Source organism: Streptomyces sp. NPDC046215, assembly GCF_040646215.1.
Taxonomy (GTDB): Bacteria; Actinomycetota; Actinomycetes; order Streptomycetales; family Streptomycetaceae; genus Streptomyces; species Streptomyces stramineus.
The window spans coordinates 1-19,317 of record NZ_JBEYZW010000118.1; the positions used below are offsets into that span (position 1 = coordinate 1).

The 19,317-nt window shown below is 75.2% G+C and carries 18 protein-coding genes and 2 pseudogenes; 15 read left to right on the forward strand and 5 right to left on the reverse strand.

All coding sequences use genetic code 11. From position 1 onward, the window contains the following. Both ABZ951_RS31090 and ABZ951_RS31095 read left to right on the forward strand, forming a co-directional pair. Positions 1 to 286: pseudogene (locus ABZ951_RS31090) on the forward strand (hypothetical protein); the annotation flags it as partial. Between the two features lie 106 nt (positions 287 to 392). Beyond that, positions 393 to 1,928: a glycoside hydrolase family 47 protein gene (locus ABZ951_RS31095; protein WP_361281366.1), complete on the forward strand. Its 1,536-nt coding sequence runs from the start codon at positions 393 to 395 to the stop codon at positions 1,926 to 1,928. 33 nt (positions 1,929 to 1,961) lie between these two features. On the opposite strand, the gene ABZ951_RS31100 is transcribed toward ABZ951_RS31095, so the two are convergent. Further along, a complete protein-coding gene (locus tag ABZ951_RS31100; protein ID WP_344096800.1) occupies positions 1,962 to 3,107 on the reverse strand; it encodes an NAD(P)/FAD-dependent oxidoreductase in 1,146 nt (381 codons plus the stop codon). Positions 3,108 to 3,251: 144 nt separating this feature from the next. On the opposite strand from ABZ951_RS31100, the gene ABZ951_RS31105 reads away from it, so the two are divergent. Then, positions 3,252 to 3,884 carry a helix-turn-helix domain-containing protein gene (locus ABZ951_RS31105; protein WP_344096798.1) on the forward strand — a complete coding sequence of 211 codons (633 nt, stop codon included), beginning with the start codon at positions 3,252 to 3,254 and terminating at the stop codon, positions 3,882 to 3,884. Positions 3,885 to 3,927: 43 nt separating this feature from the next. Here ABZ951_RS31105 and ABZ951_RS31110 read toward each other — a convergent pair whose 3' ends face one another. Continuing rightward, complete coding sequence (locus tag ABZ951_RS31110) at positions 3,928 to 4,494, reverse strand: VanZ family protein (protein ID WP_344096796.1); 567 nt, start codon at positions 4,492 to 4,494, stop codon at positions 3,928 to 3,930. A 157-nt stretch (positions 4,495 to 4,651) separates the two neighbouring features. On the opposite strand from ABZ951_RS31110, the gene ABZ951_RS31115 reads away from it, so the two are divergent. From ABZ951_RS31115 to ABZ951_RS31135, 5 genes are all read left to right on the forward strand, one after another. Then, a complete protein-coding gene (locus ABZ951_RS31115; RefSeq protein WP_344096793.1) occupies positions 4,652 to 5,299 on the forward strand; it encodes a response regulator transcription factor in 648 nt (215 codons plus the stop codon). A gap of 142 nt (positions 5,300 to 5,441) precedes the next feature. Next, on the forward strand, positions 5,442 to 6,557 hold the full coding sequence (locus tag ABZ951_RS31120) for a PP2C family protein-serine/threonine phosphatase (protein WP_344096791.1): 1,116 nt from the start codon (positions 5,442 to 5,444) through the stop codon (positions 6,555 to 6,557). A 102-nt stretch (positions 6,558 to 6,659) separates the two neighbouring features. Beyond that, positions 6,660 to 7,349 carry a hypothetical protein gene (locus ABZ951_RS31125; protein ID WP_344096789.1) on the forward strand — a complete coding sequence of 230 codons (690 nt, stop codon included), beginning with the start codon at positions 6,660 to 6,662 and terminating at the stop codon, positions 7,347 to 7,349. A 66-nt stretch (positions 7,350 to 7,415) separates the two neighbouring features. Continuing rightward, a complete protein-coding gene (locus ABZ951_RS31130) occupies positions 7,416 to 7,976 on the forward strand; it encodes a GNAT family protein (RefSeq protein WP_344096787.1) in 561 nt (186 codons plus the stop codon). Between the two features lie 165 nt (positions 7,977 to 8,141). Next, positions 8,142 to 8,834 carry a helix-turn-helix domain-containing protein gene (locus ABZ951_RS31135; protein WP_344096785.1) on the forward strand — a complete coding sequence of 231 codons (693 nt, stop codon included), beginning with the start codon at positions 8,142 to 8,144 and terminating at the stop codon, positions 8,832 to 8,834. Positions 8,835 to 8,885: 51 nt separating this feature from the next. Here ABZ951_RS31135 and ABZ951_RS31140 read toward each other — a convergent pair whose 3' ends face one another. Beyond that, positions 8,886 to 9,146: a hypothetical protein gene (locus ABZ951_RS31140; RefSeq protein ID WP_344096783.1), complete on the reverse strand. Its 261-nt coding sequence runs from the start codon at positions 9,144 to 9,146 to the stop codon at positions 8,886 to 8,888. Between the two features lie 503 nt (positions 9,147 to 9,649). Here ABZ951_RS31140 and ABZ951_RS31145 point away from each other — a divergent pair. The 4 genes from ABZ951_RS31145 (at position 9,650) to ABZ951_RS31160 (ending at position 12,016) form a co-directional block, all read left to right on the forward strand. Continuing rightward, complete coding sequence (locus ABZ951_RS31145; RefSeq protein ID WP_344096780.1) at positions 9,650 to 10,801, forward strand: hypothetical protein; 1,152 nt, start codon at positions 9,650 to 9,652, stop codon at positions 10,799 to 10,801. Positions 10,802 to 10,949: 148 nt separating this feature from the next. Further along, positions 10,950 to 11,219, forward strand: coding sequence for a hypothetical protein (locus ABZ951_RS31150; protein WP_344096778.1), 270 nt, complete (start codon positions 10,950 to 10,952; stop codon positions 11,217 to 11,219). Between the two features lie 146 nt (positions 11,220 to 11,365). Further along, positions 11,366 to 11,587 carry a hypothetical protein gene (locus tag ABZ951_RS31155; RefSeq protein WP_344096776.1) on the forward strand — a complete coding sequence of 74 codons (222 nt, stop codon included), beginning with the start codon at positions 11,366 to 11,368 and terminating at the stop codon, positions 11,585 to 11,587. A 180-nt stretch (positions 11,588 to 11,767) separates the two neighbouring features. Continuing rightward, positions 11,768 to 12,016, forward strand: coding sequence for a hypothetical protein (locus ABZ951_RS31160; RefSeq protein WP_344096774.1), 249 nt, complete (start codon positions 11,768 to 11,770; stop codon positions 12,014 to 12,016). A 258-nt stretch (positions 12,017 to 12,274) separates the two neighbouring features. Here ABZ951_RS31160 and ABZ951_RS31165 read toward each other — a convergent pair whose 3' ends face one another. Then, a complete protein-coding gene (locus tag ABZ951_RS31165; RefSeq protein WP_361281376.1) occupies positions 12,275 to 13,213 on the reverse strand; it encodes a MerR family transcriptional regulator in 939 nt (312 codons plus the stop codon). Positions 13,214 to 13,378: 165 nt separating this feature from the next. Between ABZ951_RS31165 and ABZ951_RS31170 the strand changes: the two genes are divergently transcribed. Next, positions 13,379 to 13,666 carry a DUF1876 domain-containing protein gene (locus ABZ951_RS31170; protein ID WP_344096805.1) on the forward strand — a complete coding sequence of 96 codons (288 nt, stop codon included), beginning with the start codon at positions 13,379 to 13,381 and terminating at the stop codon, positions 13,664 to 13,666. 40 nt (positions 13,667 to 13,706) lie between these two features. Here ABZ951_RS31170 and ABZ951_RS31175 read toward each other — a convergent pair whose 3' ends face one another. Beyond that, complete coding sequence (locus ABZ951_RS31175) at positions 13,707 to 18,332, reverse strand: CHAT domain-containing protein (protein ID WP_344096769.1); 4,626 nt, start codon at positions 18,330 to 18,332, stop codon at positions 13,707 to 13,709. A 75-nt stretch (positions 18,333 to 18,407) separates the two neighbouring features. Between ABZ951_RS31175 and ABZ951_RS31180 the strand changes: the two genes are divergently transcribed. Further along, on the forward strand, positions 18,408 to 18,800 hold the full coding sequence (locus tag ABZ951_RS31180; protein ID WP_344096767.1) for a hypothetical protein: 393 nt from the start codon (positions 18,408 to 18,410) through the stop codon (positions 18,798 to 18,800). A gap of 36 nt (positions 18,801 to 18,836) precedes the next feature. Continuing rightward, a pseudogene (locus ABZ951_RS31185) lies at positions 18,837 to 19,317 on the forward strand (hypothetical protein); the annotation flags it as partial.

Sequence of the window (19,317 nt, forward strand, 5' to 3'; positions counted from 1 at the left end):
CCCGCGGGCCGCGGCGGGGGCGCGGGCCGTGGCGGCCGCCGGGACCCCCCCGCCCGGCGCCGCCGCCCCCGCCCGGCCCGTCGCGACCGGGTACCGCGTGCGCCTCACCGGTCAGCCGGCCGCCGTGCGGGTCGAGTGGGTGGGCCCGCCCGGCAGCGGCGCCGGGTACGAGGAGCAGGCCGCGCTCGGCCGCTGCGCGGCGGCCCTCCGCCGCATGGGGTGGGAGGCCTTGGAGTACCGGGGCCCGCGCCGCCGGCGGTACCTGGAGGTCGAACCCGCCCCGTGAGGCGCCCCCGCCCGCCGGAGCCGTACGGCTCCCGCCACCGAGCGGCGGTGTGACGGTCCGCCGCGCCTGCCGCCCGGAGCGGCCGGCCGGTCGCATACTGCGAACAGTGTCCGGGGGCGGAACCGGTGGCCAGGAGGTCCTGCCCGTCATGACGTACGACTCGCTCCCCAACCGCACCACCCGCCGCCGCCTGCTGTACGCGCTCGCGGCCACGGGCGGCCTCTCCGTGACCGGCGGGCTCGGCGGCGCCCCGCGCGCCGCGGCCGCCGCGCCCGGGGCCCGGGGCGCGCGGCCCGCCCCCCGGCGGCTGGAGGAAGTGCGGCCGGACGCCAGGAGGGCGCAGGCGATCCGGGAGGAGTTCGTCCACGCCTGGGAGGGGTACAAGCGGCTCGCGTGGGGGCACGACGAAGTGCTCCCGGTCTCCGGCCGCCACCGGGAGTTCTTCGCCGAGGGGCACCCGATGGGCCTGTCGATCGTCGAGGCGCTCGACACGCACCACCTCATGGAGCTCGACACCGAGGTCGACCGCTGCGTCAGCTGGATCAAGGACCGCCTCCGCTTCGACATCGACGCCGACTTCCAGGTCTTCGAGACCACGATCCGGCTGGTCGGGGGCCTCTTGTCGGGCTATCTGGCGACCGGCGAGCAGGTGCTCCTCGACCGCTGCACCGACCTCGCGGACCGGCTGCTGCCCGCTTTCACCACGTCACCCACCGGGATGCCCTACCGGTACGTCAACCTGCGGACCGGACGGGTCTCGGGCGCCACGCTGCCCCTGGCCGAGATCGGCACGAACATCCTGGAGTTCGGCACCCTCTCCCGGCTCACCGGCGACCCCCGGTACGGGCGGGCCGCCAAACGCGCCCTGCGCGCGGTCGTCGGACGCCGGTCCCCTCTCGACCTGCTCGCCTCCCGCATGAACGTGGAGAGCGGCCGGTGGGCGGACCGGACGGCCCTCGCCGTGGACCCGCCGGCCGACTCGTTCTACGAATACCTGTGGGGCGCGTGGGTGATGTTCGACGACGAGGACTGCCGGGACTGGTTCCGGCTGCTGACCGCCGCTCTGAAGAAGCACCAGGTGGAGCGGGTCGGTGGCCTGCTCTGGTTCAAGCACGTCGACTTCCGCACCGGGGCGCTGGTCAACAGGCGGCAGTCCTCGCTGTCCGTCGCCGTCCTGCCGGTCGGCGGGGACGACGAGCTGGCGGCGGACTACTACCGGTCGTGGACGGCGGTCCTGGACAAGTACGACGTCATCCCCGAGGAGATCGACTACACGCGGCTGGCGGCCCTGAGCCGCGGGAACGACCTGCGTCCCGAGTACGCCAACTGCGCCTTCCAGCTCTACTGGCAGACCGGCGACCCGTACTACCGCACGACGGCGTGGCGCTATTTCCAGAACCTCAGGGAGCACCACCGGGTGCGGAACGGCTACACGGTGGTCACCGACGTCACCCGGCGCCCGATGCCCAAGGGCGACCACTGCCCGGCGTACGTCTTCGCCGAGAACTTCAAGTGGCTCTACCTCACCTTCTCCGGCACCCCCCGTTTCGACTACGCCCACGGGTACCTCAGCACGGAGGCCAAGGGCCTGCGGGGCCTGAGGAGAGCGGAAGGCCGGGCGGCGGCCGGGGGCACCCGGTAGGTGCCGCACCCGCTCCGCGATCAGCGAACGCGCTCAGACCGGCCCGCGCCGCGCCCCCGGCACGGGTTCGGGCTCCCCCTCCGGCGGCAGCAGGTGACCGAGACCTTGCGCGGTGCCCGCGGCCAGGTCCGCCGCGCGCGGCAGCATGACGTCCTCGTAGGCCCGTACCGCGGCGTCGGTCTCCGGGTGCGCGAGGAGGGCCAGGGCGAGTTCGGCGCCGTCGAGGAGGGCGAGGTTGGCGCCGACGCCGAGCGGCGGCATCAGGTGGGCGGCGTCACCCACCAGCGTCAGGCCGGGTACGTGGTCCCAGGCCGGGGGGACGGGCAGGGCGTACAGGGGCCGGTTGACGAATCCGGTGTCGCCGGCCCGCAGGAGGTACAGCAGGCTGTCGTGCCAGCCGTCGTACTTCTCCAGCAGGTGGGCGCGTACGGCGGCGGTGTCGGCGAAGTCGAGCCCGGCGGTGACGTGCCAGTCCTCCGGCGCGCGGAACATGGCGACGGCGTCGAGGTGACCGCCGCTGTTGCGCTGGGCCGTCAGCGCCCTGCTGCCGGACCGGGCGGACATGGTGCCGTCGCCGACCAGCCGGGCGAACTCGGGGTGGCGGGTGTCGGAGTCGTGGAACCCCGTCCCGACGAAGGTGACGCCCGTATAGCGCGGCACGGCGTCGGACAGCGCCGGGCGGACGCGTGACCAGGCGCCGTCGGCGCCGACGACCAGGTCGAAGTCCTCCCCCGTGCCGTCCTCGAACAGCAGCCGGTGCGTGCCGTCGCCGCGGGGGACGACGCGGCTGACCGGACGCCCCCAGCGGACGGTTCCGGCCGCGAGGGAGTCGAGCAGCAGCCCGCGCAGTTGCCCGCGGTCGATCTCCGGCCGGGTCGCGTGGCCGTCGGCGGGGCGGTCGACCTCCAGGACCTCGGCGGTGAAGGGGTCGAGCTGCCGCCACACCTCCCCCTCGGGCCGGGCCAGCTCGTGGAATCGGTCGAGCAGGCCGGCCTCGCGCAGCGCCTGTTGGCCGGTGGTGGAGTGGATGTCGAGGGTGCCGCCCTGCGTCCGCGCGGCGGGGGACGCCTCGCGCTCGAAGACGGTGACGGACCAGCCGTGCAGTTGCAGGATGCGGGCGCATATCAGCCCGCCGGGGCCGGCCCCGACGACGGCGATGCGAGGGGAGGTGGCGTTCACGGAAGTCTCCTTCGACGGCGTGCGGATGCGGAGTTGGGTGCCGGATGCGGCACCCTCACAAAAGCACACTCACTACGAAGGTGCAATGACTTAACTTTCCATCCGACTCAACCCAAGGGCCGGTGCGCGAGGTAGGGTGTGCCGGTGAACGCACCGACCGGACGCCGCGAGCGCAAGAAGGCCCAGACCCGCAAGGCCCTGGCCGACGCCGCCCTGGAGCTCTTCCTCGACCGCGGCTACGACCGGGTCGGCGTGAAGGACGTGGCCGACGCCGCCGACGTATCGGTGACCACGCTGTTCAAGCACTTCCCGTGCAAGGAGGCCCTGGTCTTCGACCTGGACCAGGACATCGAGGCGGCCCTCGTCGCCGCCGTGCGCGAGCGCGCCCCCGGCGTCTCCGTACCGCGGGCCCTGCGGGAGCACCTGCTGACGACGGTGGGCCCGCACGCCCTGACGGCGGGCCCCCACACCCTGATCCCCTACCCGCCCGGCGAACAGCCCGCGGGACCGCAGCTGGCGGAGTTCATCCGCATGGTGGAGGAGACGCCGGCACTGAGCGAGTACGCCCACCGGATGTGGATGCGTCACGAGACGGCCCTGGCCCGGGCCATCGCCGAGGAGACCGGCGCCCCCGAGGACGACGCCGCCTGCACCGCCCTGGCCCGCTTCGCCCTGAACACCCCCCTCCTCGCCCGCCGTCACCCCGACCCGCACCGCGCCGCGGACGAGATCTTCGCCCTGCTCGAACGGGGCTGGGGCGGGCCGGACGGCCGCTAGCGGCTCCGGGCGCGCGGGCCGTCGCGGCCGGGACCGGCACGGCTCAGGGCCGGGTCCGGGACGGTGGGCGGCCGGTGAAGCGGTGCCACCAGTGGCGGCGCCGGGGGTGCACGGCCCGGCCCAGCCTGCGGCCGATCAGGAGGTAGCCCAGCAGGGCGCCCGCGGTGTTGAGCAGCACGTCGTCGATGTCGAAGGCCCGGCCCGTGATGAGGGCGCCCTGGACCAGCTCGACCAGCAGCATGACCAGCGCGGTGACGGCGGCGACCCGGAGCAGCCCCCGGGCCCGGGGCACCAGGACCGGGAGCAGCACGCCGAACGGCACGCCCAGCGCGAGGTTGCCGCCGAGTTGCTTGACGGTGTCGCGGAAGGCCGGCCGGCCGAGGTAGTCGCGGATGGAGTCGCCCGGGCGCAGGTTGCTGTGCGTCAGCGGCACGGAGGCGGCGGAGGGTTCCAGGGTCAGCCGGGCCAGCACCACGCCGAAGGCCACCATCCCCGCGAAGGCCAGCAGCATGATCACCCCGCGCAGGAGCGGCGGCAGCCGGCGCCCGCCCGCGGGCACCCGGCCCTCCGAGTCCTCCGCGGCCTCGCCGTGCGGGACTTTGCGCGCCATCGCGACCCCCGTCGAGGTTGGTCTGCCCTGCCCCCACCGATACCCCGGGCCGCCGGGGGCACGCCTCCCGGAAGGCGGCCGGCCCGGGAGGTGCCTATCGTGGTGATCCGGGTCCGTCCCCGGCGGCGGTGCGACGAGGCGGAAGGCGGCGTGCAGGGTGCCCGACAGCGACAGGCAGGTGACAGTGGTGGTCGCCGACGACCACCCGGTCTTCCGCGAGGGCATCACCCGGGGGCTGCAACAGAGCGGGCGGATCACGGTGGTGGCCGAGGCGGAGGACGGCGAGGCCGCGCTCGCGGCCATCCGCGAGCACCGGCCGGACGTGGCGCTGATCGACTACCGCATCCCCGAGCTCGACGGCATCGGTGTGATCCACGCGGTGGTCCGTGACCGGCTCCCCACGCGCACCCTGCTGCTGTCCGCCACCACCGACAGCGCCGTCGTGTACAAGGCGATCGAGGAGGGCGCCTCCGGCTATCTGGCGAAGGACGCCAAGCGCTCCGACATCGTGCACGCCGTGCTGAAGGTCGCGAGCGGCCGCCAGGTGGTGGCCGAGGACCTGACGGGCGGTCTGGTCGAGGAGATCCGGATGCGGGCCGACCGCGGTTCGGTGATCCTCTCCGAGCGTGAGCAGCAGGTGCTGCGCGGCTTCGCGAAGGGGCAGAGCATCCCCCAGCTCGCCGCCGAGCTGTACCTGGGCGCGAGCACCGTGAAGACCCACGCGCAGCGGCTGTACGAGAAGCTCGGCGTGTCCGACCGGGCCGCCGCCGTCGCGGAGGGCATGCGGCACGGTCTGCTGGAGTGACCGGGGAAGGGCACGGTCAGGCGCCGGGCAGTGGTGCGGACCGGACGGGCCCGTCCCGGCGCGGGCCGACGGCCCCGGTGGTGGGTGAGCTGTGCGGCGCGGAAGAGCGGACGGCACCGGACGAGAGAGCGGGAGCGGCGACGTGAGGGCACCGGGTGCGGGGCGCACCGCCGTGTGGCGCTGGTGCGCGCGCCACCTCCAGCTGCTCCCTGTCCTGCTCCTCGCCGGGGGCGCCCTCCTGGACTACTCCACCACCCCGCACTTCAGCGCCGAGGCCCTCTACGCGGCCGCGCCGATGACGGCCGCCGCGCTGCTGTCGCTGCGCGCGACCGTCCTGGCGGGCATCGGCGCCTGTGCCGTCGACATCGCCCTGCTCGCCCACTTCGGCTTCCTGGGCGGTTCCGGCGGGCGGAGCGAACTGGCGACGGTCGCGACCGTCTCAGTCTTCGCCGTCGTCGTCAACCGCCTCATGTACCACGGTGACGTGCGGCTGCAGTCCGCGCGCAGGGTCGCTCTCGCCGTGCAGGACGCCGTGCTGCCGAGGCCACCGGCCTCGATCGGTCCCCTGCGGATCGCCGTGCGCTACCAGTCGGCTGTGGCGGAGGCGCAGATCGGCGGTGACCTCTACGGCGTGCAGGACACCCCGTACGGCGTGCGCTGCCTGATCGGCGACGTCCGGGGCAAGGGCATGGGGGCCGTCAAGGCGGTGGACGTGGCGCTGGGGGTGTTCCGGGAGGCCGCTGACGACGAACCCGCCCTCGCCCGGGTCGCGGCCCGGCTGGAGCGGGCCCTGCGACGGGAGGCGGACCGGCAGGCGGGACCCGAGCAGAACGAACGGTTCGTCACCGGTGTGCTCGCCGAGATCCCGCCCTCCGGCGGCGAGCTGCGGCTGATCAACCGCGGCCACCCGGCGCCGCTGCTCCTGCGGGACGGCCGGGTGCGCGGTGTGGAGCCCTCCGAGCCGGCCCTTCCGCTGGCGCTCGCGCAGCTGGGCACGGGCGAGGAGCGGATCGATGCGGTGCCGTTCCCGCCGGGGACGACGCTGCTTCTGTACACGGACGGCCTCACCGAGGCCCGGAACCGGGACGGCGCTTTCTACGACCCGGTCAGCAGGCTGACCGGCCGTGACTTCCCCGGCCCGGACGCGCTGCTCGACGCCCTTCTCGCCGATGTGGGCCACCACACCGGGGGCCGCATCACCGACGACATGGCGCTGCTCGCGGTCACCCACGGCGGGGGCCGGCCGAGCCGTCCCTGACCGCGGTGGCTGGTGCACGAGCGTCCGGGTGGTCAGCACGCCACGGCACAGCACCCACGCCCCAAAGGGCACGCACGTTCGATTTCATGAGAGGCTGGCGACATGGCTACCACTATCGAGACATTTCGCGACCGCAGCGCCGTCATGGACCACTGCGCCGACGACCGCGCGCTCGCGTGTGTCACGGCCCGCGAGGGAGACACGGAGCTCGGCTCCGTCACCCTGCTCGACCTCGGCGCCGAGGACACCGACCTCAGGATCGTCGCGCTCCTGGAGGCGACCACCGCCACCGTGACACCGCTGATGCGCGAGGCGGCACGGGTCGCGCGGGAGGCCGGCGGCACCGTCCTGCGGTGGGTCGCGGAAACCGACGAGGTGACCCCGCGGGCCCTGGCGGAACTCGGCGCGGCCGAGGGCGACGAGGTGTACCGCTGGTGGCAGCTCGACCTGCCTGCCGCGCGGGTGCGGGCCACCGGTCCGGCCGTGCGGGAACTGCCGGCGCAGGACGGTGACACCTTCCGGCTCGGCCTGAACGACGCGGTCTTCGACGTCGAGGTCCACGACGGCACGGCGACCCTGGCTCACGACCGCGAGCAGGAGGGGACCGTCGCCGAACTCACCGAACTGCTCTCGGCGGTGGTGAACAAGGTCCGCGGCGAACACCCCGCGGCCCGGCTGGCGGAAGCCCACGCGGACGCCCGCGACGACACCCTCCACGCGGCCCTGCGCACCCTCGGCTTCGCCCCGACGGAGCGACGGGCCGTCGAGTACCACCTCGCGCTGCGGGCCTGACGCCGCCGCGCACGCCCGTGAGAAGATCCTTCCGGCCATGTGCGCTTCCGACCGTTGAAGGTGACGATGTACGCGATACCCCTGGGCGACGACGGCGCCCGGCTGTGCCCCCTCGAACCGTGGCAGGCCGAGGAGTTCCTGGCCCACATCGACCGGGGGCGGGAGTTCATCGGGCAGCACAACGGGCTGCCCGACGTCGTCACGGACCTGGAGTCGAGCCGGGCGTTCCTCCAGGCGTACGCGGAGAAGACCGCGGCCGACACGGGCCGGATCTACGGCATCCGGACGGACGGCACGCTGGTCGGCGCCGTCATCTTCCGCACGATGGACGTCGCGCGGGGCACGGCCGAGGCGGGCTGCTGGCTGGAGCCGGCGGCCGTGGGCAGGGGGCTGGTGACCCGGGCCGTGCGGGTGATCATCGACTGGGCCGTGGAGGAGCGCGGCATCCACCGCGTGGAGTGGTGGGTCTCGGCCGGGAACGAGCCCAGCATCGCCGTGGCCCGCCGGCTGGGGATGACGCGGGACGGCGTCCTGCGCGAGAGCCACCCGTACCGGGGCGAGCGGCACGACGAGGAGATCTGGTCGGTGCTCGCGCCGGACTGGCGGGCGGCCCGGCAGGCGTCCTGACCTGCCGCCCGCCCTCCTGCCCGGCGGCCCGGCGGGGAAGCGGGGAGCACCCCCGCGCGCGCCGGCCGGCTGCGGCGGCGAGCCGGGAAACGGTCCGCTCCCTGTTGCTAGGGTCTCCGCGGCAGCCGGAGCGGCCGGCGCGCGGCACGGAAGCGGTGAGGGTCAGTGAGCGGCAGCGGTGCACACGGCGGCGGCAGGCCGGCGGAGGGCGAGCCGGCTCCGCTGCGGCGGGACGCGGTGCGCAATCGCGAGCTGCTGATCGCCGCCGCCCGGGAGCTCTACGCCGAACAGGGCGTCGACGCCCCCCTCGACGACATTGCCCGCCGTGCCGGCGTCGGCAACGCCACCCTCTACCGGCGGTTCCCCACGCGTGGGGCGCTCATCGAGGCGGTGTTCGGGGAAGCGCTGCAGGACACCGTGCGCCGCGGCGAGGTGGCCCGGGAGGCCGGCGATGCCCGGCGCGGGCTGGTCCGCTACCTCGAGCACCTCTTCGAGGTCCTGGCCGCCGACCGGGGCTCCAACGACCTGATGACCACCGGCATCCAGGACGTCCCGTCCCTCGACACCCTCAAGGCCCACCACCACGAGACGGTCTCCCTGCTCGTCGGCCGGGCCCAGGAGCAGGGCACCCTGCGCGACGACGTCGTCGTCGAGGACCTCCTCTTCGCGCTGGCCGCACTCGGCCGGGTCGTCCCCTCCTCCGAACCCGTCGCGCCGGGTGCCTGGCGGCGCCATCTCCACCTGCTCCTCGACGGCCTGCGCACCGAGGCCGCCCGCCCCCTGCCCGCCCCGCCGCTCACCCCCGGCCAGCTGGCCGGGGCTCTGCGGGCTCTGGCGTCCCCGGACGCGCGGGGCTGACCCCGGCGGCGGCCGGGCGCCGTGAAGGGCGGGACGGGGGGCGCGGCCGGCTCACTTCCTCTTCTTCGCCGGCTTCTTCTTCGGCGGCGTGACCCAGCCCTTCTTCACCAGCTGGTCACAGTGCCACGTGGCCTGCGCGTGGGTCTCCTTGCGCTGCTGCTTGGCGGCGCGGAGGCAGTCCGCGTACGGGAACGGGGGCTCCTCGGCACGTACCTGGGGGCGGTTTTCGGGGGCCGCTGGGGCCGCCATGGCCTGCCCGCCCCAGCCGCTGACGGCGATGGCCGCTGCCAGGGCGACACTGATCCGACGCACAGCACTTCTCCTCACTTCGACACCGGTGCTCCGGCCTTGTCCAAGGCTTCTCCCCACCTCATCGGAGACCGGCGGCGCGGACAAGGCGACTCGCCAGCGGCCGGCCGGCCCGTGGAACCGGCACCGGCCGTTGACCGGTCGGACCGTATGAAGACCGGTGCGCGGCGGCACGTCAGCGCGGGAAGGAGCTCCAAAGGCGCGCGGTGCGATCGCCGCCCGCCGCCCGGGAACGCCCCGCGCGATCTTCACCGACCGGCCCGTCCGGACCGGGTCCGATGGCGGTCCGCAAGGGAGTGCGGTGTCGATGAGAGCTGCGTCTTCCGCCTCGGTCCCCGTAGACCGGCGCGGTCCCAAGCGACCCAGGAATGCCCTGGTCCCCTCCGCTGTGACACCAGAGCACGGCCGTCGGGAAACGCCTCCTTCGAGTGGTGCTCTTCCCCGAAGGCCCGGGCACTGTACGGGACGCCGCCTGCCCGCACCCGACGTCACCACGGGAGGACCCCATGCCGCAGGACTTCGAGGTGGACATCCCCTTTCCGCCACGGATCAGCCCGGACGTGCCCGGGGCGCGGCAGCGCAACGTCGACCGGCTGGTCTCCGAGGGGCTGCTGACGCGCGAGGAGAGCGTGGCGCGCTACCTGGGGTGGGACGTGGCCCAGCTGGCCGGCCGGTTCCACCCGTCGGCCACCGGGGACGATCTGGACCTGGGCCTGCAGCAGCAGACCTTCTACTTCGTCTTCGACGACCTCTTCGACACCTGCCTGGGCGAGGAGCCCGCCCGGGCCTACGCGCTGTGCCACCAGATGGCCGCGCTGGCCAGACACGACGGGACGGCCCGTCCCGCGTTCCCGCTGGCCGAGATGTTCGTCGACGTGTGGAACCGCAGCAAGCAGGGCATGTCGGACGCCTGGCGGCGGCGCGCGGGGTTCAACTGGGAGCACTTCTTCCTCAGCTATGTGACCGAGGCCGTGAACCGGATGTGCCGTACCGTCCTGGACCTGGCCTCGTACATCAGGCAGCGGCAGGTGGCGATCGGTTCGCGCGGGGTTTTGGACCTGGTCGAACGCCTCAGCCGCGCGGAGGCGCCGCCGGAGCTGCACGAGAGCTCCTGCTTCCAGCACATGCGGGACGTCACCGCCGATGTCGTCACGCTCACCAATGACGTCGCCTCGCTGGAGAAGGACGAAGCCAACCAGGAGGCGAACAACGCCGTTCTGCTGCTGTGCCTGGAGCGGGGCGTCTCCCGGCAGAAGGCGATCGGGGCCGTCCAGCACATGATCAGCGAGCGCGTCGCCCACTTCCACGTGCTCAGCGCGGAGTCGATGCGAATGTGCGGCCTGCTCGGCCTGTCCCCGGAGCAGCGCCACGCGGTGGAGCGCTTCATCGACGGCAACCGCGCGGTGATGCGGGGCAATTACGACTGGAGCCGGAACAACGAGCGCTACAGCGAGGAGGGAGTGGAGCGGGTACGGGCGTCCCCCTGCATCGAGGACCGCCTCACGCGGACGCCCGCGGGCCCGCACCGCCCCGCCGCGCATGTGCGGCACCACGCCGGATCCACGGAGCCGGGCGCGACGCCCGACGCCCTGCCGCCGCCCTCCGCACACGCGCCGTGCCACCCGGGACCGCTCGGTGCGGCTGCCGCTGCCGCATGAGGGGGCGTCCGTGCGGACGGACCGGCCCGGACGGCGCCCCCGCACGCCTCGATACCATGGTGAACATGTCACGCGGCCGTGCCGCCGCCCCGACCGGCGCCGCGGCGGCCCGGACCGTCAGCAGCCCCCGCCCACCCCTGGAGCCGTCGTGAACACCGCAGCCGCCACCGGGCTGCTCCATCTGATCGCGGCCGAGCCCGGACTGCTCGCCGCGGCACCCGAGGGCGCGACCGGCGACGACCTCCACCGCCGGGCAGGGGACGAGGACCACCCGTGCCTCGGCTGCGGCGCTCCGGCCACCTGTGCCGTCGTCGTCGAGACCGGGCCGAGCGGACCGCGGTGGCTCGACCTGTGCTCCCCGTGCTGGCACACCGTCCGGCAGGCCAACGAAGGGACGCCGGACAGCGCCGGACAGTGACCACCTCCGCTACCGGAGGCTCCTCGGGTGCGCAAGTTCTCTTGGGCTGTTCGGGTGGGTTTCGCGCAGAACAGGTCTGTATGCGCAATAAGCCGGGCAAGTCCTTGCCGTCGACCGACGACATACACAAGAAAAGGGACTTGCGCATGCGTATCCGTACTGCCCTCGCCGCCACCACCCTCGCCGCCCTCGCCGTGCTCGGCGGCGCCGGCGCCGCTCTCGCCGACGGCGGTCACGACAAGGGCGACTGGGAGGGCTCGTACCGCTTCGAGAACCTCGGTGGCCCCTACGGGATCACCGAGGGCTCCGGCACCCGCGGCGACAGCGGTCACGGGCACAACGGCTACGGCTTCTTCGACTACCACTGACCCGTCGTGCCGACGGCTCCGTTCCCCGCGGGCAAGCGGGGAACGGAGCCGTTCCCGTTCCCCGCGGGCACGCGCCCCTCCTCGCACCGGCGCATGTGTGCCGGCCTGTCGGGTACCCGGACGTCGACCACGCTGTGCGGTGAGACCAGGCACAGGACCCGGCACAAGGAAGGACGCACGATGACCGACCGACGCAGCGAGGAGCCCGCGGGCGACGGCAAGGCCGTCCCCCGGGACATGCCGGACCAGCAGGCGGGCGGAACTCCCGGACGGCGGGACCGGTGGAGCGCCAAGGGTGCCGACGACGCCCAGGACTCCGGGGGCGCCGAGGACGGTGCCGGGGACGACGAAGACGCGGACGGTGCCGGCGGGGACCGGACGGGCGGAGCCTCGGCGGGCGAGCCCCCGCACGACGAGCCGCCGGACTGACCCGGGAGGGCGCCGAGCGCTCTTGGATTCCGCGCCCCGCGCCCTTCCCTCGCGCCGGTCCGGGCCGGCAGCACCCGCCCGAACGGCCTTCCCCCGATCAGGTGGCGTGGGGCTTCCGCCGCCCGCGCCAGGGGGAATCCCCCGGCCACGAGGGCGTCAAGACGGCGACGACCGGGCCGGACCGCTTCCCGCCGGCGCCCGGGCCGCGCGGACCGTCAGGCAGGGCCGGGGGTCCGGGGCCCGCCTGACGGGCGCCCGTCAGGCGGCCGTCGCCCGCAGCCCGGACACCAGCCACTCCACCGCCGGGCCCATGTCCGGAGCGGGCCAGCCGTTGATCACGGCGATGAGCCGCCAGTACCGCTCGTACCGGGAGTCGCTGCTGATCTCCATGCGCCGCAGCAGCCAGGCCCGGAATTCCGGGCCGTCCTCGCGGCCGGACAGCTCCGCGCAGCGGCCGGCCAGTTCGTCGACCACCGGCCGGGCGGCCGCGGAGCCGGGTTCGATCCCGGCCGCCCTCGCCTCGGCGGTCCGTTCCCGGATCACCGTGGCCAGGTGCTGTGCCGCCGCCGGGTCGGCCTCCCCCGCCTGCTCGCGGGCCCGGATCTGGTCGGCGGCGGCCAGCCGCATGCCGGCCCGGAACTCGTCGTCCTGGACGAGCTCCGCGAGCTCCACCCAGGCGCCCACCTGTTCCTGGGTGGGGTCGTCGGGCAGCTCGGGCATCGCGTGGCGCATCGTGGCGAGGAAGCCCGGGTCGACGTCGAGCCCCTCGAAGGCGTGGTCGATGAAGTCGCCGATCAGGTGGCGGCGCTCCTGGTCGGACAGATGGGCGAGCTTGTGCATGAGTTCGGTCTCCTCGGGTGCGGGCCCCCGTTCGGCCACCGCTCTCAGGACGGCCCGGCGCAGCCGCAGCGTGCGGATCTGCACGTCCACGGCGTCGGCGTGCGCGGCCGCGACCTGGGCGACGGTGACCTCGCGCGCCAGCACCTGCTGGATGGCGGCGAGGCCGACGCCGAGGTCGCGCAGGGTGCGCACGAGACCGAGGCGGGCCAGGGCTTCCTGGTCGTAGAGCCGGTAGCCGGCGGGGGTGCGGTCGGTCGGCGGCACCACTCCGGCGTCGGACCAGAACCGGATGGTCTTGACCGGAAGGCCGGTCAGCCGGGCGAGGTCCCCGATGGTCCGGAGGGTGTCGTCGTTCATGTCCCCACCTTGGAGTCTCCTGCCGCTGGAGAGTCAAAACCCGGGCGACGGCGTCCGCACGGGCCGCCGGTCCGGTGCCCCACGAGGGACACTGGGAGCAGCCGCACCGACGGCTGCGGCCGTCCTCCTACCGAGGAGCGGATGCTTCCCACCGAGGAGCACATGATGTCGCACACCGCGGATTGGAACGTCCGCCTCCACCTCTGCGAGGAGGAGGGGACGACGAAGGCACAGGCCACCCTGGACACCGGCACGGCGACCGTCACCGGCCGGGGCAGCGCCACGTGCGCCCCGGAGGACAAGGACGTCCCGGCGATCGGTGACGAGTTCGCCGCGGGCCGGGCGCTGCGCGACCTCGGCCGGCAGCTCCTCCTCACCGCCGAGCAGGACGTCGAAGCGGCCGGGGCGGCGCCCGCGCCCCGGACCTCGACGATGTACGGGTGGGCGCTCTGAGGCCCGGCCGCACCAGCGCGCCCCCGGGCACCGCGCCCGGTCACGGCCCGGTGTGGACGTAGGCCGCCCACCACAGCGGGTCGTCGTCCTGTTCCCTCAGCCGGCGCACGGTGCTGTGCAGGGCGGTCGCGGCGCGGTCCGCGTCGAGGGCGGCGGGCTGCCCGTCCGGGGAGGGCGGCGAGGCCAGGCCGGCGTAGAAGTGTTCCGCCGCGCGCAGCGCGCCGGCGTCGTCCACGGCCCACTGGGCGGCCACCACATGAGTGAACCCGGCCAGTTGCAGGGCGCCGGCCAGGTGGATCGCCTCGTCGGGCAGCGCGGCGGCGCCCCGCGCGGTCTCGCACGCCGACAGGAACGCCAGCCGGGCGTCGTCGAGGCGCAGCCGTGAGATGTCCGCGACGGTCAGCGGGCCGGCCTGCCCGTGGTCGTGGCAGTACAGGGCGCCGCCGCCCGAGTCGGCCGGGTTCTGGCTGCCGTGCCCCGAGAAGTGCAGGTAGGAGTGGGCGGGCAGGGTGTCGAGGACCGCCGAGCGGGACGCTTCGGGCCCCGTCAGGACCGTGGTCCGCGGCAACCGGTCCGCCAGCAGCCGGACCTCGGCCCGGGCGTGCGGCAGCGGGGGCAGGCCGGGGGTGTCGGACTGGTCGACGGCGAGCATCCGGCCCGGCCCGGCCCCGGCGGCCCGGCGGCCGGGCGCGGCCTGCTCGGCGAGGGCGCGCACGGTGGTCGTGTACGAGCACACGTAGCGGTCCGGCAGCGTCCGCGTCCCGGCGCCCCCGGCGCCCGGGCCGTAGTGTCCGGCGGCGTGCAGGGGCAGCAGGGCCAGCAGGCCGGTGGGGCACCACCAGAGCCGGGGCAGCGGCCCGCGGGCGCCGTCCGCCGGTTCCAGGGCGGCCAGGGCGGGCGCGGCGACGGTGTCCCACAGCCAGCTCAGGGTCCGCAGCAGGATCCGCTGCGCCCGCCAGGCGTCCGCGGGGGACCGGCCGGCCGTGGCGAGCGCGTCGAGCAGGGCCCCGGCCCGCTCGGTCAGCCCGCCCGGGCCCTCCAGGCGGAGGTCCGGCAGCGGCACCGTGCGCAGCCGGTCCCGGGTGAGGACGAGCGCGTCGCAGCGCAGCGCGCTGGTGTTGACGACGACCACCGGCCCGTTCGCGGCGGCTTCCCGCAGCCGGGCGACGGACGGCGGGCGCAGGAAGTCCGCCAGCCCGGGCAGTTCACGGGCCCGGCGCACCAGGTCGTCCATCTCGCGGGCCAGTTCGCGGCGCCGCTCGGCCGCCGCGCGCTGCTCCCCGGCCTGGTCCGCGGGGCCCGTCTCCGGGGCTGAGAGCGTGGAGAGAGCGGTGGGGTCGGCGAGGTCGGTGGGGTCGGTGTTGAGCAGGGCGCGGATCTCCCGGATGCGGGCGGCCAGTGCGGGGGCCCGCTCTTCCAGGGCCGTCATGTCGTCGCGGGCGTCCAGGGCCTGGGCGAGGAGCACGCCGCGGCCCTGTTCCAGCAGTTGCAGGGCTTCCTCGGGGCGCCGGGCGTTGAGGGCCACGGCCGCCGCGTCGCCGGCCAGGCCCGCGGCGCGGCCGAGCGCGTCGAGCCGGTCGGTGCGGTCCAGGCCGTGCCAGGCCAGGAGGGGCAGTTCGGCGACGGCGGACCGGTAGGCGTCCAGCGCTTCCGGCCACCGCCCCAGGGAGGCGGTCACCTTGGCCCAGGTGCGGGCGGCGCGGAACCTGGCGAGCGGTGGCGCGGTGGCGACGCCGGTGGCCTGGCGGAAGGTCTTGCGCACCGCGCGCAGGTCGGCTCTGCTGCGGCTCAGCGGCACCCGGACGAGGAGCGCCACGGCGAGGTTGGACAGGTACTGGGACCGGCGCGGATCGCCCTCCGGGGTGGCCCGGACGGCTTCGCGGGCGGCGTCGACGGCTTCGTCCACCTCGGCCGCGTCGTCGGGGCCGACGTGCTGCCCCGGCCTCTGGAAACGGGCGAGGAGCGCTATGGAGAGGTTGGCCAGGCACGCGGCGCGGGCGGGGTGGTCGTGCGGGTGGGCGCGAACCGCCTGCCGGAGGCAGGCGACCGCCTCGTCGGCGTCGGCCCGCCGGCCGGTGCTCAGGAATCTCCGGCGCAGCGCGAGGGCGAGGTTGGAGAGGTGGGTGGGGCGTTGCGGGTGGCCGTCGGGGACGGAGCCGACCGCGCCGCGGCCCGCGTCGACGGCTTCGTCAAGGTGGGTTTCCCCGCCCGTCCGCTCGTAGCGGGTGAGGAGGGCCGAGCACACGCCGGTGAGCAGGGGGCCCCGGTGCACGTGGCCGGGGGGCAGCGCGCGGGCCGCTGCGCCGGACGCTTCGATGGACTCGTCGAGGTCGGCGAGGGCGCCCGACCACTCGTACCGTTTGCGCAGGGCGATGCCCAGGTTGGCCAGGTGGGTGGCCCGGCCGGCCTCGTCGGCGGGTGACGCGGCCGCCACGGCCTGCCGGCTCACCCGCACCGCCTCCTCCATGTCCTGCTGGGAGCCCGACCGGCCGTAGCGGGCGACGAGGGCGGTGCTGAGGTTGGAGAGGTAGACGGCCCGCTCGGGGTGGCCGGCCGGCAGGGCCGCCACCGCCCTGCGGCTCAGGTCGACCGCGCGGTCCAGGTCGGGGGCCGTGCCGAGGCGATCGGCGCGGACGCGGAGCAGGGCGCCCAGATTGGACAGTGCCAGTGCGCTGTCCGCCCCGGGCCGCCCGGCTCTCAGGGCTTCTTCCATGCGCTGGACGGCCTCGTCGAGCAGGGCGAGGTCCCCGGACTCCTCGTAGGCCGCTTGCAGGGCCCGGCCGAGGTTGAAGAGGACCTGCTGGGCGTGTGCGTTGTCGGTGTCCGAGCGTGCGGCGCGGCGTTGCCAGTCGAGCGCGGCGGCGAGGTCGGCCTGTTCGCCGGTGACGGCGAACCGTTGCATCAGCAGGCCGCCCATGTGCGACTCGTCGACGGCCGCTTCCCCGGTGTCCAGCCGCAGCGCTTCCCGGAAGGCTTCCAGCCCGGCGTCCGCGTCGGCGAGCGACTGGGTGCGGTCGAAGCGGCGTCCGCGCGCGAGTCCCAGCTCGGACAGGCACTTGCCGAGGGCTGCCGGGTGGTAGCCGGCGAGCAGCGCGCGGGCCTCTTCCAGGACCGCGATCGCCTCGTCGGTGTCGGACGGCGAGCCCGTGCGCCGCGCTCGTGCGGACAGTGCCTCGCCGAGGAGGCTGAGCGGCACCCCCCGCTCGGCGCCCACAGGGGTGGCGCGGACGCTGCGCCGGGCCGTGTCGACCGCGGCGGAGGCGTCGGCGGGGTCGCCGGTGTCCCGGAAGCGGGTCAGCAGGGCCCGGCCCAGGTCGTAGAGGGAGACGGCCGTCGCGGAGGCTTCGTCGCCGGCGTTCTGCGCGGTCCGCTGGAGGAGGTCGACGGACTCCGCGCCGTCGGCTCGTCCGCCCAGGTGCCGGAAGCGGAGGTCCAGGGCCAGGCCGAGGGCCCGGCGGAGCACGTCGCGCTGCCGGCCGGTCGTGGGGACGGCCGCCAGGGCCCGCCGCGCCGCGGCCACGGCGGCGTCCAGGTCGGCCGGTTCCCGGGTGTGTCCGGCCTTGGTCCGCAGGACGCCGCTGAGGTTGGCCAGGTAGCCGCCGTGGGCGGGGTGGCCGGACGGTGAGGCGGCCACGGCGGCCGTGGCCGCGTCCACCGCGGCGTCGAGGTCCGCCGGTTCGCCGAGGCGGAGGAATCTCTGGGCCAGCGCGAGCCCCAGGTGGGACAGGTACAGGGCCCGCTGCGGGTCGTCGGGGGCGGCATGGCGCACGGCGAGCCGTAAGGCTTCGGCCGCGGCCTCCAGATCCGCTGTCCCGGCGTCCTGTTCGTAGCGGAGCATGAGCGCCATGCCCGCGTTGGAGTGGAAGAGCGCCCGGGGCTCCTTCGCGACCCGTACGGATTCGGTGCCGGCGGCGACGGCTTCGTCGAGGTCGGTCCGGGCGCCGCGGGCGGCGTACTTCAGGGCGAGGGAGCCGGAGAGGTTGGCCAGGTACATCGCGCGGTCGGGGTCGTCGGCCGAGGCGTGCTCCACGGCCCGGCGGCCCGTCGCGAGGGCCCGTTCCAGGTCGTCCTCGTTCCCGCGCAGGGTGTAGCGGAACCGCAGCGCGGTACCCAGGTTGGACAGCAGCATCGCGTACCCCGGGTGGGAGGCGGGGACCACCTCCAGGGCGCCGCTCCACAGGGAGATCGCGCCTTCCAGCGCCTCGGGGTCGCCCGCGGCCTGCCAGCGGCCGAACAGCTCCAGGGCGCGGGTCCATGAGGTGTGCAGGTCCCGGGCGGGCGGCAGGTCCGCCGCGGCGACGGTCTCCCGCAGGTCCTCGGGCACCTCTTCCGGGGCGAACTGATGGACCAGCACGAAGAGGGCCAGGGTCAGCTGCGCTTCGGGCCGGGCTTCCTCGGTCGCCGGCCCCTGGACCAGGCACCGCGCGTAGTGCAGGCAGGCCACCCGGTGCACGGCGGGCAGATCGAGGACGTACGGCGTCACCGGGGTACCCGCCGCCGCCTCCGGGACGTGCAGGGCGAGCTCCCGCAGGGCGGTCGCCTCGGCCAGGGCGGACGGGTCCGTCACCGCCTCCCGGTCCCCCTGGTTCCAGAAGGATTCCAGCCGTTCCTCCAGGCGGGCCGTGAGTCTCTCCACCTCGGCCCAGCCGGTGCCGTCGTGCACCATCCGCCCCCCTCATCCGTTCCGTCTCTCCCCCGTGCCATGATGCTCCATCAACTTCTGGCGGGGAGGGGACGGATCGTGGAGACGGCGGAGTTATTGGGGGCGCTGTGCCGGGAATTGCCCGGGCTGCGGGCGGTCGCCGAGGAGACCGGTGAGGGCACCGGCCTGGAGGAGGTCCTGGCGGCGGCGCGGCGCGGGGAACCGGTCGACGGCCGGCTGCGGGAGCTCGGGCTGCTGCGGCTGCTGGAGTCGTGGACGGCCCGCACGGTGACGATGGCGGACAGCCACTCCCCCGCGCCTCCCGGCGGCAGCGGAGGGATCGTCTCCCTGCCCGGCATGGACGGGAGCGGGCACGTGGCGCTCGGCCGCTACCGCTGCCCGGCCGGGGTCTGCCGCCGGCTGGAGCAGCCGCTGCCCGGCGAGGACCAGCCGGTCTGCGCCCTCCACGGCCGGCCGCTGCGGTTCGGCTGACCGGGCGCGAGCGGTGCCGGGAGGAGGTGGGGCGGGGTGAGCACGGTGCTGGCCGAACTGGGCCGCCGGTACCTGGACCGCTGGATGGCCGTGCTGGTCCTTCCGGGGCTGCTCTTCGTGGCGGGCACGGCGGCGGCCGTCCGGCTGGGCCACGCGCGCTGGGCGGACCCCGGCCGTCTGACGGGCCTGCTGGACGCCGGAGGCCCGGTCACCGGCCGTCCGGCCTCGGTCTGGGTGGCGGTGGCCGTGGTGCTGCCGCTGCTCTCGGCGGCGGCCGGGCTCGCCGCCCGGGGTGCCGCCGCGGCCCTGGGGCGCCTGTGGTTCGCGCCGTGGCCCCGCGGTCTGCGGCGCCTCGCGCGGTGGCGTACCGCGGCCCGTGCGGCGCGGTGGGCGGCGGCCGAGGCGGCGTACCGGGCCGAGCTGACCGCCGCGGGGGCCCGGGCGCCGGCCGGCGCCCGGGCCCGGCTCGACGCCCAGGCGGCCCGGCGCAACGGTGTCGCCCTGGGGCCGCCGGCCC